Source organism: Microbaculum marinisediminis (assembly GCF_025397915.1).
GTDB lineage: Bacteria > Pseudomonadota > Alphaproteobacteria > Rhizobiales > Tepidamorphaceae > Microbaculum > Microbaculum marinisediminis.
Window position 1 is genome coordinate 1 of record NZ_JALIDZ010000015.1, and the last position, 12,959, is coordinate 12,959.

The window sequence follows — 12,959 nt, forward strand, 5'->3', positions numbered from 1 at the left end:
CCCGCGAAAGCGGGAATGAGCGGAGGTCCGCCGCGGCCGTGCCTGATCGCGTCCCGACTCCCGCTTTCGCGGGAGTGAGCGGGCGAAAAGGGAGCTTTTGCGGGAGTGAGCGGACGAAACGGGAGAGCCCCGCTCCGCCGGCCTACTTGAAGCTGATGTTGAGGATCTCGTAGCCGCGGGCGCCGCCAGGGGCCGCGACCTCGAAGGAATCGCCCTGCTGCTTGCCGATCATGGCGCGGGCGATCGGGGAGGAGATCGAGATCTTGCCCGCCTTCACGTCGGCCTCGGTGTCGCCGACGATGCGGTAGACCTTCTCCTCGTCCGTATCCTCGTCGACGATCTTGACGGTCGCGCCGAAGGTGACGGTGTTGCCGGCCAGCTTGGTGACGTCGATCACGTCGGCGCGGCCGATCTGGTCCTCGAGCTCGGCGACGCGCGCCTCGTTGAGGCCCTGGGCTTCCTTCGCGGCGTGGTACTCGGCGTTCTCCGACAGGTCACCATGCGCGCGCGCTTCCGCGATTGCCTGGATGATGCGCGGGCGTTCCACCTGCTTCAGCCTCTTCAGCTCGCTTTCGAGCGCGGAATAGCCTTCGGCCGTCATCGGAATCTTGTTCATCGGAGAAATCGCTCCAAAAGAAAACCGCCCGCGGAGCGACTCAGCGTCACCACCGCGGCCAGCAGGGATGTTCGAATATGCGCTGGAAAAGAGCAATGCCCTCTTTTTGGCGCACCTATTGCGCCGCCGAGATGGTCTTCGCCCCCGCGCCGGCCCCCACATAGGCCTGAAGCGGTTCGACTTCAAGAGTCCCGGTCTTCATCGCCCGGATGCCCTCGGCGGCCGCGACGGCACCTGCCACCGTGGTGTAGTAGGGCACCTTGTGAAGCAGCGCGGTGCGCCGGAGCGAGCGGGAATCGGCCAGCGCCTGCGCGCCTTCGGTGGTGTTGAAGACCAGCTGGACCTCGCCGTTCTTGATCGCGTCGACGATATGCGGGCGACCTTCCAGCACCTTGTTGATCTTGGCGCAGGCGATGCCCTCGCTTTCCAGGTAGCGCTGGGTGCCGCTGGTGGCGACGATCTTCATGCCGCAGTCGGAGAGCATGCGGATGGCTTTGAGGATCCTGGGCTTGTCGGAATCGCGCAGCGAGACGAACACGGTGCCTTCGACGGGCACGCGGGTGCCGCCGCCAAGCTGTGACTTGGCGAAGGCGAGCGCATAGTCGCGGGCAAGGCCCATGACCTCGCCGGTCGAGCGCATCTCCGGGCCGAGCACGGTATCGACGCCGGGGAAGCGGGCGAACGGGAACACGGCTTCCTTCACCGCGATATGGTCGAGCGGCCTGGACTGCAGGCCGAAGCCGGCCAGTGGCTCGCCGGCCATGACGCGCGCCGCGATCTTGGCGATCGGCAGGCCGATGGTCTTGGCGACGAAGGGGACGGTGCGGCTCGCCCGCGGGTTCACCTCCAGCACGTAGATGTCGTCGTTCTGGATTGCGTACTGGACGTTCATCAGGCCGCCGACCTCCAGCCCGAGCGCCATCGCCCGGGTCTGGCGCTCCAGCTCGGCGATGATCTCCTCGGACAGCGAGTGGGGCGGCAGGGCGCAGGCGGAATCGCCGGAATGGATGCCCGCTTCCTCGATGTGCTCCATCACGCCGCAGATGAACACGTCCTTGCCGTCGCACAGGGCGTCGACGTCGACCTCGATGGCATCGGCCAGGTAGCTGTCGAACAGCAGCGGGTTCTTGCCGAGCACCGTGTTGATCTGGCCGGTCTTGTCGTTGGGATAGCGCGTCTTGACGTCTTCCGGCACCAGCGCGGGCAGGGTGCCGAGCAGGTAGGCGTCGAACATCTTCTCATCGTGGATGATCGCCATGGCGCGGCCGCCGAGCACGTAGGAGGGGCGCACAACGAGCGGGAAGCCGAGCTCGGCGGTGACCAGCCGGGCCTGCTCGATCGAATAGGCGATGCCGTTCCTGGGCTGGCGCAGACGCAGCTTGTCGAGGAGGCGCTTGAAGCGGTCGCGGTCCTCGGCGAGGTCGATCATGTCCGGCGAGGTGCCGAGGATCGGCACGTCGGCGTCCTGCAGCGCCTGGGCGAGCTTCAGCGGCGTCTGGCCGCCGAACTGGACGATGACGCCCTTAAGCGTCCCCTTCGACTGCTCCTTGCGGATGATCTCGAGCACGTCCTCGGCGGTCAGCGGCTCGAAATAGAGCCGGTCGGAGGTGTCGTAGTCGGTCGAGACCGTCTCCGGGTTGCAGTTGACCATGATCGACTCCAGCCCGATGTCGTCGAGCGCGAAGGCGGCATGGCAGCAGCAATAGTCGAACTCGATGCCCTGGCCGATGCGGTTGGGACCGCCGCCCAGGATGATCACCTTGTCGCGCCCGCTCGGGTCGGCCTCGTCGGCGGCCTCGCCGATGAACGGGGTCTCGTAGGTCGAGTACATGTAGGCGGTCGGCGAGGCGAACTCGGCCGCGCAGGTGTCGATGCGCTTGTAGACGGGATGCACGCCCAGCGTCGCCCGCAAATCCGCGACCGTGCGTTCGTCGGTGCCGGTGAGTTCGGCGAGACGGGCGTCGGAAAAGCCCATCGCCTTGAGCCGGCGCAGCGGACCGGTGGTCTGCGGCAGGCCGAGGCGGCGCACCTCGGCTTCCATGTCGACGATCTCCTTGATCCGGGCGATGAACCAGGGATCGAACTTGGATGACGCGTGGACGACGTCCTCCGTCGCGCCGGCGCGCAGGGCCTGGGCGATCTTGAGGATCCGGTCCGGGCGCGGCTCGCCGAGGGCGGCGCGGATGGCGTTCTTGTCGTCGCCCTCGCCGAGACCGGGAATCTCGATGTCGTTGAGGCCGGTCAGCCCCGTCTCCAGGCCGCGCAGGGCCTTCTGCAGCGACTCCGAGAAGGTGCGCCCGATCGCCATGACCTCGCCGACCGACTTCATCGAGGTGGTCAGCAGCGGCTCGGCGCCGGGAAACTTCTCGAAGGCGAAGCGCGGGATCTTGGTGACCACGTAGTCGATGGTCGGCTCGAACGAGGCCGGCGTCGCGCCGCCGGTGATGTCGTTTTCCAGCTCGTCCAGCGTGTAGCCGACCGCGAGCTTGGCGGCGACCTTGGCGATCGGGAACCCGGTGGCCTTGGAGGCGAGCGCCGAGGAGCGCGACACGCGCGGGTTCATCTCGATGACGATGAGCCGGCCGTCCTGCGGATTGACGGCGAACTGGACGTTGGAACCGCCGGTCTCGACCCCGATCTCGCGCAGCACCGCGAGCGAGGCGTTGCGCATGATCTGGTATTCCTTGTCGGTCAGCGTCAGCGCCGGCGCGACGGTGATGGAATCGCCGGTGTGGACGCCCATCGGATCGACGTTCTCGATCGAGCAGATGATGATGCAGTTGTCGTCCCTGTCGCGGACGACCTCCATCTCGTATTCCTTCCAACCGATGATCGATTCCTCGATCAGCACCTCGTTTGTCGGCGAGGCGTCGACGCCGCGCTCGATGATCTCGAGGAACTCCTCACGATTGTAGGCGACGCCGCCGCCCTGGCCGCCGAGGGTGAACGAGGGACGGATGATCAGCGGCAGGCCGATCTCGTCCAGCGCCGGCAACGCCTCGACCAGCGAATGGGCAAGCATCGAGCGCGGCGTCTCGAGGCCGATCTTCGTCATCGCCTCGCGGAACAGCTCGCGGTCCTCGGCCTTGTCGATGACCTCGGCGCGGGCGCCGATCATCTCGACGCCGAACTTCTCGAGCACGCCGTCGCGGTTGAGAGACAGCGCGGTGTTCAGCGCCGTCTGGCCGCCCATCGTCGGCAGGAGCGCGTCCGGCCGTTCCTTCTCGATGATGCGGGCGACGACCTCCGGCGTGATCGGCTCGATATAGGTCGCGTCGGCCAGGTCCGGATCGGTCATGATGGTGGCCGGATTGGAGTTGACCAGAATGACCCGGTAGCCCTCTTCCTTCAGCGCCTTGACGGCCTGGGTGCCGGAATAGTCGAACTCGCAGGCCTGGCCGATGACGATCGGGCCGGCGCCGATGATGAGGATCGATTTGATGTCTGTGCGTTTGGGCATATCTGTCGGCGCGCTGGCTTGCGCGGGCGCCCCGCGCCGCTTTCGGGGGCGCGTTTCGCTCGCTGGGGTGTACGTATGGGTTGGCCGGGCGCGATACATAGGGGAAAACGCGCGCGTGAGGAAGCCCGGTATCGGGCGGAATTCGCGTAAGGCGGAATTGGCGTCGGAGGGAAGGCGTCTCGGGCGGAATTCGTCTCAGGCGGAATCCTGGCCTTCGGGCTCCGACAGCGTGCTGATCTCGGTGCCGTCGAAATCGGCGATGCCCTGGGACAGAGCGTAGCAAGCCAGCCGCACGGTCTTGGGAATCTCCACCTTCTTGCCGTCGCGTTCGCCCTTCTCATAGTACTGGATCATACGTTTCTTGAGGCCGAGCAGGTCTGCGGCCTCCTTCTGTCGCAGTCCCTGCGCCTTGCGCCAGGCGCGGAACTGGTTCGACGTCATGGTGCCGTTGAATTTCTCTGAATTCGGCATGCCGCGCCGGTCCCTGTTTCCGTCACGAAATATTCATTAACCTGACATGCACAATGTGCGGTTTATCCTTGACTGAATCGCACACAGTGCACATAGTGTGTCTCACGAAAGCGCACTTGGTGCCTTCGATCAAGACCAATTCTAGTTCGGAGCACCAAGAGACTGAAGAAAGGATAACAACATGCTGGTCGATCTGCTCATTGCACGGGCAGCCATGGGGCCGCGGCATGTGGACATGCATCGGTCCGCGACATTCAACTGTCGACTGCATGCCCTCCTGCGTCGCGCAGGGCGATTGTTCGGCTAGGTCCGGCAAGGAAACATCAAAACGGGGCGCGGCACTACGATCCGCGCCCCGTTTTGATTCCAGGCCGCGTCCGGCGCCGCATCCGGCGCAAGAATCGTCGAAGATGGTGCGGCGGCTTTGCGTTGCCGCCTGAGCGAACCCGCCCTACCATCGGCGCAGCCAATCGGAGCGGCGAAGGGAACAGCAGTCATGCGGTGGCGAGGCCGGCGGGGTAGCGACAACGTGGAAGACCGGCGCGGGGCCGGCATGTCGGGCGGGTTCGGCATTCCCGGAGGCGGCATGCGCATGCCGCGCGGCGGGGCCGGCCGGGCGGGCTTCGGCGGCATCGGCTTCCTGATCGTCATCGTCGTCGTGGCGATGCTGCTGGGCATCAACCCGCTGACGCTCCTGCAGGGCGTGGACGGCACGATGCCGGCGCAGCCCCAGGGCGAGGCGCCGGCGCCGCCGCAGAGCGACGAGATGGCCCAGTTCGTCTCCGTGGTCCTGGCCGATACGGAAGACACCTGGCAAAAGACGTTCCGCAGCGAATTCGGCGCCGACTACCCGCAGCCGCGGCTGGTGCTCTTCACCGGCGCGATCCGGTCCGCCTGCGGCTTCGCCCAATCGGCGACCGGGCCGTTCTATTGTCCCGGCGATCGCAAGGTCTACATCGACCTAGCCTTCTACGATGAGCTTCGCCGCCGCTTCCAGGCGCCGGGCGATTTCGCCCAGGCCTACGTGATTGCCCACGAGGTCGGCCACCACATCCAGAACCTCACCGGCGTGTTGCCGAAATTCGACGAGATGCGGCGGCGGCTGCCTCAGGCCGAGGCCAACCAGCTGTCCGTCCGCGTCGAGCTTCAGGCCGACTGCTATGCCGGGGTCTGGGCGCACGATACCGCGCAGAAGGGCCTGCTGGAGACGGGGGATATCGAGGAGGCGATGAACGCCGCCACCCAGATCGGTGACGACGCCATCCAGAAGCGCACCCAGGGCTATGTCGTGCCGGACGCCTTCAATCACGGAACCTCGGCTCAGCGCCAGCGCTGGTTCCGCATCGGCCTGACCGAAGGCCGAATGGAGGCGTGCGACACGTTCAGCCCCGAGCGGGTGTGACGGCTACGCGCCGGCCGCTCAGGCCGCCGGCGTGACCTCGAGGACCGTCAACCACCGGACTTCGCCGCCGCGGGTCGCCCACGAGATCTCGGCGCCTTCCGACAGTCCGATCAGGGCGGCGCCGATCGGGGTGAGCACCGAGACGCGCTTGGCGCCGATGTCCGCGTCCGCCGGCATCACCAGCGTGACGGACTGGACGCGGTCCAGGGCGTTGTCGCGATAGGTCACGGACGAGCCGATGCTGACGACGTGAGCCGGCAGTGAGCCGGCCGGCACCACCGTGGCGCGTTCGATCTCGCGCAAGATCCGGTCCGAAATCTCCGGAATCCGTTCGGATACGGCGAAGGCGAGGTCCTGAAGCCGGGCGGCATGGTCTGCATCGAAGAACACTGGCGGTTCGTCCTTCGAGGGGATGGGATTGTTTTCTGGCGACATTTCGATTGGTCTCCTATGACGCATCGCGCCGCGGCGCGACATGCGGGCGCCACGGCGTTAAAGAGCTGCTAGCGAATTCAAGATGCGGCGCGGACACCCGAGGGCGGCGCGGACCGCTCCTCGTGGCTGTCCGAGTCATTCAGCCCCGCAGAGTCCGGCGGGCGGCTTCGGGCTGAAACGCGACGTCCAGTACCGTGACGTGACCGATGCTGCCGTCGTCCTGTACCAAAGGCGCATGCTGCCCAGCGGTCATCCCGAGGAGCGTCATGCCCAGGAGCGAGCGGACGGTGACGGCAGCCGACTCGTCGTCCTTGTGCTCCCAGTGGCGGAGCACGCACGTGGTGTCCGGCTCACCGTTGACCGAGTAGGCCACGCGACTGTTTCCCGTGACCACGTCCGGCGAGATGTCGTCGCTCAGCACGATCCGCGCGTCCGCCAGCTTGGTGCGGATGAGGCGAAGCAGCAGGCGATCGTCGGTCCCGGTTCCGCGTGGCAATTGCAGCAGATGCCCTTCCACCAGGGTGTAGTCCTTGATGGTCATCTGGCACTCGATGGGTCTCAGCAGCTCCAGGCGAGGGGAATCCGCCGCGCCGTTAAGCGGGTCGAACCCCATTTCCAGTTTGTCCAGAAGCTGATCGTCCGTTTCGACGCACGGCAACGTGAATGCACGCATGGTGCTCCCTCCAGAGGACCGTGCGGTCATCCGGCCTCGGTTATCCAATCTGATTTTGTTGGAAACCCCCGAAGCGGGTGTAGCGTAAGCGCTAACCTGCCCGCTCGGGGCTAGGAGCCTGCGAGCAGGGACCCTGCAAATAGCAGGAATCGGTAATTTTTGACATTGTACGTCATGCAATAATAATGGTGATGGCGAGTGACAGTGTCAACCATGCTCCCATGGGCGGGCGCGTGAGGGTGGCGAGTGCGTGTCGAATGCCGTCTTTACAGCGGGCCGATCCCGGCCGTTTTGTGACGTCTGGATGATGATCCGCGGACCGAGGGCTGGACTCCCGGTGTTGCTGCGGTGCAGCATGCTGTCGCATCATTGATAATGCGCTAGGATCCGCTCGATGGCCGTTCAGGACTATGTCGCGTTGCCGCCGATCACGGCCGTCCATCTCGCCGATGACGGACGCATTCCCAACAGCCGCCTGCCGCTGTTGATCTTCCACGCCGCCATCGCCCCGCGCCTGGCAAGCGCCGAAGCGTTCGAAGCGCTGTTTTCGGCAAACGGCTGGACGCCGGCGTGGCGGTCGACGATCTTCCCGTATCATCACTTCCATTCGACCGCGCACGAGGCGCTGGGCGTTGCAGCCGGGACGGCACGTATCCTGGTCGGCGGCGACTACGGCCGGGAATTCGATATCGCCGCCGGCGACGCGATCGTCATTCCGGCCGGCGTCGGCCACAAGCGGCTGTCCTCGAGCCCGGACTTCGAGGTCGTGGGCGCCTATCCGCCCGGCCAGGACTGGGACTTGCTGAAGGGCGATCGCGGCGAGCGGCCGCTGGCGGACGAGAATATCAACCGTGTTCCGCTGCCGGATTGCGATCCGGTGAACGGATCGGGCGGCCTTCTGACCGAGCTCTGGAAATGAGCCCGGGCCCGGCGCCCGCAGGGGCACGGCCATTATCCTTACCGCTTTGCTAAAAACGTCGGAGCAATACCGCTTTCTGCCGCATTGTTTTATTTACCTGGCAAAGCTATCGAAAGCGAACAGCGTTTCGTGGACCAAGAGAGGAGATCACCAGTAAAATGACATTCTCACCCCGAAAGTCACTGTCCGCAGCGGGCGCCGCCCTGGCACTCTCTCTTGGCTGGTCCGCAGTCGCGGGTGCCGAGCCCGTCGTGTTGACGCCGTGTGCCGGCGACGAACTGGCGGGCGAATGGCTCGTGCTCTATCAGCTTCGTCAGGCGGAATATTGCCAACTGACGCTCGACGATACCGGGCTCATCACCGATGCGACCTGCTATTCGCGGAAGGGTAAACCCCTGCGCGCGGAAATGAGCGGCAAGCTTCTGCTCGAACCGAGTTGCGCCGTCGTGAACGACGGCGACCCTATCCGCCTGTCGAAACTAAAAGGCAAGGGGAAGGGCAAGTACGGGAAGTTCGAGGTCGAGGCGCAGTTGAGCGAGGACCGTTCGACCATGGTCGGGCTGTTCCGCTTCCGCACCCATCTGTCGCATATGACGGCGCAGCGCACCGACGTTCCCACCGAGTAACTCGGGGATATCCGCATCGAATTGCGGGGCGCCCGGTTCCCATGGAGCCGGGCGCCTCTTTTTTTGCGTGCCTGGCCGGTGACGTGCGTGCCGACGTCCGGCGAGCCGTCGCCGCCTCAGCGCTCGGCGAGCGCCGGCTCGTTTCTGTTTTCCCGGATCAGGTTGACGAAGCGCGTGAACAGGTAGTGGCTGTCCATCGGGCCGGGCGACGCCTCGGGGTGATACTGCACCGAGAAGACCGGCCTGTCCTTGACCCGGATGCCGCAATTGGACCCGTCGAAGAGAGAGACGTGGGTTTCCTCGACGGTGTCGGGCAGGCTGTCGCGGTCGACCGCGAAGCCGTGGTTCATGGACGTGATCTCGACCTTGCCGGTGGTATGGTCCTTGACCGGGTGATTGGCGCCGTGGTGTCCCTGATGCATCTTCACGGTGCGTCCGCCCAGGGCCAGGCCGAGCATCTGGTGGCCGAGGCAGATGCCGAAGACGGGCAGGCCGGATTCGACCAGCGTGCTGATGACCGGCACGGCGTATTCGCCGGTCGCCGCCGGATCGCCGGGCCCGTTCGACAGAAAGATCCCGTCCGGCTTCATCTCGAGGATCCGCGCGGCGTCGGTCGAGGCGGGTACCACCGTCACCTTGCAGCCGAGCCCGGCGAGCTGCCGCAGGATGTTGCGCTTCGCGCCGTAGTCGATCGCCACGACGTGGTACTCGGGCGATTCCTGCCGGCCGTATCCCGCACCCCATACCCAGGGCGTCTCGTCCCAGACATAGGTCTGCGCGGTCGTGACGTCGGGGACCAGGTCCATGCCCACGAGGCCCGGCCAGCCGGCGGCCTGGGCCTTCAGTGCCTCGATGTCGAAGCTGCCATCCGGGCTGTGCGCGATCACGGCGTTGGGCATTCCGGTTTCGCGGATCCGCGCGGTCAGCGCCCGCGTGTCGATGCCGCTGAGGCCGATGATGCCGCGATGCTTGAGCCATTCGCCGAAGGGCCGGGCCGAACGCCAGTTCGACGGCTCGGTGATCGGCGTGCGGAGAATGCAGCCGCGCACCCCCGAGGCAGAGGCCATGTTGACCGTCTCGATGTCCTCGTCGTTGGTGCCGACATTGCCGACATGCGGGAAGGTGAACGTGACGATCTGGCCGGCATAGGAGGGATCGGTCAGGATCTCCTGATAGCCGGTCATGGCGGTGTTGAAGCAGACCTCGCCGACCGCGTGGCCGGTGGCGCCAAGCCCCATGCCTTCCAGCACCGTTCCGTCGGCGAGGACGAGAAGCGCCGTCGCAACGGGGTCCGCCCAGCCTTCACCTTGCCCGGAGGCGACAGCCTCCACGGGACCTTGCGCAGCCATACAAAGCTCCTTACATATCCGCGCCGTGACGAGCCGCCCCGCCGTTCAGGCGGAGACTTGGCGGCTGATGTGTCGGCCAATAGGGATCCAAGCGGAAGCTAGGACACAGGCAAATCCTCGTCAAGGAACGAGGGTTAGAAATTATCGCTGAAATATCAATGACTTGCGGGATATCTCTCGGTTGCGTCACCGGCGCACACTAGGGTATTCTGCAATCTGTCGGGCAAAAGGACGGACAACAGATGTTGCGCGACCAGATCAACGATGCGCTCAAACTGGCGGTGAAAGGCCAGGACAAACGCCGTATGGCGACGCTGCGCCTCATTAATGCCGCGGTCAAGGACCGCGACATAGCGGCGCGGACGGGCGGCAAGGACAGCGTCAGCGACGACGAGATTCGCGAGCTCCTGCAGAAGATGGTTCGGCAGCGCGAGGAATCGGCGACGGTCTATGCCGAGGCCGGGCGCACCGAGCTTGCCGAGCAGGAGCGCGAGGAGATCGCGATCATCCGCGATTTCCTGCCCCGTCAGCTCTCCGAGGACGAGGTGCGCTGCGCCTGCGAGGCGGTGGTCAAGGACATCGGCGCGCACGGCCTGCGCGACATGGGCAAGTGCATGGCGACGCTGAAGGAGCGTTTCCCCGGCCAGATCGACTTCGGCCGCGCCTCCACCGTCGTCAAGCAGATGCTGGCCTGACCCGGCCCGCGCAACCGAATCGGACACTGAAGGTCCCGGCCATCGCCGGGACCTTTTGCGTTTCCGCCGGTGATTCGCGAATCGATTCGCTTCAACCGATTCGCGGGCGTATATTCACCGCCATAGCTCACGATCTTTGGTCCCGATGAAGTTTCCGCCCTCGTTGCTCGACGAGATCCGTGCCCGGCTGCCGGTTTCCGACGTGGTCGGCCGGAAGGTGAAGCTGCGTCGGCAGGGCCGCGAGTTCATCGGTCTGTCCCCGTTCAACGCCGAGAAGTCGCCGTCCTTCACGGTCAACGACCAGAAGGGCTTCTATCACTGCTTTTCCTCGGGCAAGCACGGCGACATCTTCCGTTTCCTGATGGAAACCGAGGGGTTGAGCTTCCCCGAAGCCGTCGAGCGGCTGGCCGGCGAGGCGGGCGTGCCGATGCCCAAACCCGACCGGCATGCCGAGCAGCGGGAACGGGAGCGCGCCGGCCTTGCCGACGTGATGGAGGCGGCGGCCGCGTTCTTCGAGGCGAGCCTCAGGCAGCCGGAAGGCCGGGAGGCGCGGGACTACCTGGTCAATCGCGGCCTTGACGACCAGACGTGCAAGCGGTTCCGCATCGGCTATGCGTCCGGCGGGCGCTATGCGTTGAAGGAACATCTGGGCAAGCTCGGCATCGCCAACGAGGCGATGGCCAAGGCGGGTCTGCTGATCACCGGCAGCGACATTGCCGTGCCGTTCGACCGCTTCCGCGACCGCGTGATCTTCCCGATCACCGACCTGCGGAACCGGGTGATCGCCTTCGGCGGGCGGGCGCTGCGGTCCGATCAGCAGCCGAAATACCTGAATTCGCCGGAAACCGAGCTGTTCCACAAGGGCCGGGTGCTGTTCAACATGGCCGCGGCCCGCCGCGCCGCCCAGGAAAAGGCCACGGTGATCGTCGCCGAGGGCTACATGGACGTGGTGGCGCTGACCAGGGCCGGTTTCGGCAATTCGGTGGCCCCGCTCGGCACCGCGCTCACCGAGGATCAGCTCGCGCTCCTGTGGCGGGTCGCCGACGAGCCGGTTCTGTGTTTCGACGGCGACGCGGCCGGCCTGCGCGCCGCCTTCCGGGCCGCCGACCTGGCGATGCCGCATCTGCAGGCGGGCAAGAGCCTGCGGTTCGCGCTTCTGCCCGAAGGCAGCGATCCCGACGATCTGGTGCGCGAGGCCGGTGCCGCCGCGCTGGCAGAGGTGATCGACAGGGCTCGGCCGCTCGCCGACATGCTATGGACGCGTGAGGTCGAGGCCACGCCGCTGGACACGCCGGAGCGGCGCGCGGCGTTCGAGAAGCGGCTCGCCGAGACCATCGGCCGGATTCCCGATGTCCGCGTGCGCCGCCACTACGGCGAGTTGTTCCGCGACCGGCTGGCCGAGTTCTTCGGCCGCCGCGCCGACCGCGACCGCGGCGGCCGGGCGGGGGGCTGGACGGGCGGCGGGCGCCATGGCAACGACCGGCGGGGCGGCGGGCGCGCGCCCTGGCAGCGCGGCGCCGACCGGGCGGCGGCGGGCGCATCGGCGGGCTTTTCGGGACAAGGGGGGGGCGGCCGGGCCAGTTCCGATCTGGTGCGGCGTCTGGCCAGTGCGCGGCAGGCGTTGCCCCGCCGCGAGGCGATCCTGCTGCTGACGCTGCTCAACCACCCGGAATTGCTGACGGAACGGGCCGAAGCCGTCGCGCACATGGAGCTGTCGCACCGCGACCTGGACCGGCTGCGCGGGGCGCTGCTCGATATCGCGGCGCACCACGACTGCGATCCGGCGGATGCCCGCAAGCGGCTCGTGGCGAAGGGGCACGGAGACCTGGTGGACCGGCTGGAATCACTCTGGACGGGGGCCGGGCGGGCCGAATGGTGGGTGGCGCCGGACACCGCGACAGTTGACGCGGAACGCGCTTGGGACCATACGGCGGCCTTGCATCACAAGCTCGTCACGTTACATAGGGAACTCAAGGCAGCCGAGATGGCGCTCCAGGCAGAGCCGAGCGACGAGAATCTGGCACGGCTGTACGACATTCAAGCACAGCTTGCCAACGCCGAGGGTACCGAGGCGCTGATGGACGGATTCGGTCAGGCGTCAGGCCGTCCGATGCGGGCTTTCTGAACCGGCGATAAAATCGGGCCGGAGCGAACCAGGAACGAAATCGGGTTAACTTTAATCACGGATTAAGGGGCAGGCAGTAGCACGGATGATCGACTAGGCGCAGTAGCCGCGATTTTCAAGGCCGCTCGCCGACGAGGCAATCGTCCGGTCCCCTTTGTCATCCGGGACCCTTTGTCGGGAGACAACTA

At 66.0% G+C, this 12,959-nt stretch carries 11 protein-coding genes; 5 read left to right on the plus strand and 6 right to left on the minus strand.

Features of this window, described 5'->3' with window-relative positions; translation table 11 throughout:
* Positions 1-142 precede the first annotated feature (142 nt).
* From greA to MUB46_RS23205, 3 genes are all read right to left on the minus strand, one after another.
* Positions 143-616 carry a transcription elongation factor GreA gene (greA, locus tag MUB46_RS23195; protein WP_261618354.1) on the minus strand — a complete coding sequence of 158 codons (474 nt, stop codon included), beginning with the start codon at positions 614-616 and terminating at the stop codon, positions 143-145.
* 115 nt (positions 617-731) lie between these two features.
* The gene (gene carB / locus MUB46_RS23200) at positions 732-4,076 is read right to left on the minus strand and encodes a carbamoyl-phosphate synthase large subunit (RefSeq protein ID WP_261618355.1); all 3,345 of its coding nucleotides are present in this window, start codon (positions 4,074-4,076) and stop codon (positions 732-734) included.
* A 195-nt stretch (positions 4,077-4,271) separates the two neighbouring features.
* On the minus strand, positions 4,272-4,547 hold the full coding sequence (locus MUB46_RS23205; RefSeq protein WP_261618356.1) for a helix-turn-helix domain-containing protein: 276 nt from the start codon (positions 4,545-4,547) through the stop codon (positions 4,272-4,274).
* A gap of 496 nt (positions 4,548-5,043) precedes the next feature.
* Here MUB46_RS23205 and ypfJ point away from each other — a divergent pair, with 496 nt between their 5' ends.
* Positions 5,044-5,949 carry a KPN_02809 family neutral zinc metallopeptidase gene (ypfJ, locus tag MUB46_RS23210; RefSeq protein WP_261618357.1) on the plus strand — a complete coding sequence of 302 codons (906 nt, stop codon included), beginning with the start codon at positions 5,044-5,046 and terminating at the stop codon, positions 5,947-5,949.
* An 18-nt stretch (positions 5,950-5,967) separates the two neighbouring features.
* On the opposite strand, the gene rnk is transcribed toward ypfJ, so the two are convergent.
* Positions 5,968-6,384, minus strand: coding sequence for a nucleoside diphosphate kinase regulator (rnk, locus tag MUB46_RS23215; protein WP_261618358.1), 417 nt, complete (start codon positions 6,382-6,384; stop codon positions 5,968-5,970).
* Positions 6,385-6,523: 139 nt separating this feature from the next.
* On the minus strand, positions 6,524-7,057 hold the full coding sequence (locus MUB46_RS23220) for a GreA/GreB family elongation factor (protein WP_261618359.1): 534 nt from the start codon (positions 7,055-7,057) through the stop codon (positions 6,524-6,526).
* 394 nt (positions 7,058-7,451) lie between these two features.
* Between MUB46_RS23220 and MUB46_RS23225 the strand changes: the two genes are divergently transcribed.
* Positions 7,452-7,976 (plus strand): cupin domain-containing protein, encoded by a 525-nt coding sequence (locus tag MUB46_RS23225; protein ID WP_261618360.1) that lies wholly within the window; start codon positions 7,452-7,454, stop codon positions 7,974-7,976.
* Positions 7,977-8,134: 158 nt separating this feature from the next.
* Positions 8,135-8,602 carry a hypothetical protein gene (locus tag MUB46_RS23230; RefSeq protein WP_261618361.1) on the plus strand — a complete coding sequence of 156 codons (468 nt, stop codon included), beginning with the start codon at positions 8,135-8,137 and terminating at the stop codon, positions 8,600-8,602.
* A 116-nt stretch (positions 8,603-8,718) separates the two neighbouring features.
* Here the strand turns inward: MUB46_RS23230 and carA are convergent, their stop codons facing one another.
* On the minus strand, positions 8,719-9,951 hold the full coding sequence (carA, locus tag MUB46_RS23235) for a glutamine-hydrolyzing carbamoyl-phosphate synthase small subunit (RefSeq protein ID WP_261618362.1): 1,233 nt from the start codon (positions 9,949-9,951) through the stop codon (positions 8,719-8,721).
* Between the two features lie 242 nt (positions 9,952-10,193).
* Here carA and MUB46_RS23240 point away from each other — a divergent pair, with 242 nt between their 5' ends.
* Both MUB46_RS23240 and dnaG read left to right on the plus strand, forming a co-directional pair.
* Positions 10,194-10,646, plus strand: a complete 453-nt coding sequence (locus MUB46_RS23240) for a GatB/YqeY domain-containing protein (protein WP_261618363.1) — start codon at positions 10,194-10,196, stop codon at positions 10,644-10,646.
* Between the two features lie 145 nt (positions 10,647-10,791).
* Positions 10,792-12,771 (plus strand): DNA primase, encoded by a 1,980-nt coding sequence (dnaG, locus tag MUB46_RS23245; RefSeq protein WP_261618364.1) that lies wholly within the window; start codon positions 10,792-10,794, stop codon positions 12,769-12,771.
* Positions 12,772-12,959 lie beyond the last annotated feature (188 nt).

Bases quoted from the DNA above. Each gene is read 5' to 3' on its own strand.
- greA (WP_261618354.1), bottom strand. From the start codon at position 616: ATGAACAAGATTCCGATGACGGCCGAAGGCTATTCCGCGCTCGAAAGC.
- carB (WP_261618355.1), bottom strand. From the start codon at position 4,076: ATGCCCAAACGCACAGACATCAAATCGATCCTCATCATCGGCGCCGGC.
- MUB46_RS23205 (WP_261618356.1), bottom strand. From the start codon at position 4,547: ATGCCGAATTCAGAGAAATTCAACGGCACCATGACGTCGAACCAGTTC.
- ypfJ (WP_261618357.1), top strand. From the start codon at position 5,044: ATGCGGTGGCGAGGCCGGCGGGGTAGCGACAACGTGGAAGACCGGCGC.
- rnk (WP_261618358.1), bottom strand. From the start codon at position 6,384: ATGTCGCCAGAAAACAATCCCATCCCCTCGAAGGACGAACCGCCAGTG.
- MUB46_RS23220 (WP_261618359.1), bottom strand. From the start codon at position 7,057: ATGCGTGCATTCACGTTGCCGTGCGTCGAAACGGACGATCAGCTTCTG.
- MUB46_RS23225 (WP_261618360.1), top strand. From the start codon at position 7,452: ATGGCCGTTCAGGACTATGTCGCGTTGCCGCCGATCACGGCCGTCCAT.
- MUB46_RS23230 (WP_261618361.1), top strand. From the start codon at position 8,135: ATGACATTCTCACCCCGAAAGTCACTGTCCGCAGCGGGCGCCGCCCTG.
- carA (WP_261618362.1), bottom strand. From the start codon at position 9,951: ATGGCTGCGCAAGGTCCCGTGGAGGCTGTCGCCTCCGGGCAAGGTGAA.
- MUB46_RS23240 (WP_261618363.1), top strand. From the start codon at position 10,194: ATGTTGCGCGACCAGATCAACGATGCGCTCAAACTGGCGGTGAAAGGC.
- dnaG (WP_261618364.1), top strand. From the start codon at position 10,792: ATGAAGTTTCCGCCCTCGTTGCTCGACGAGATCCGTGCCCGGCTGCCG.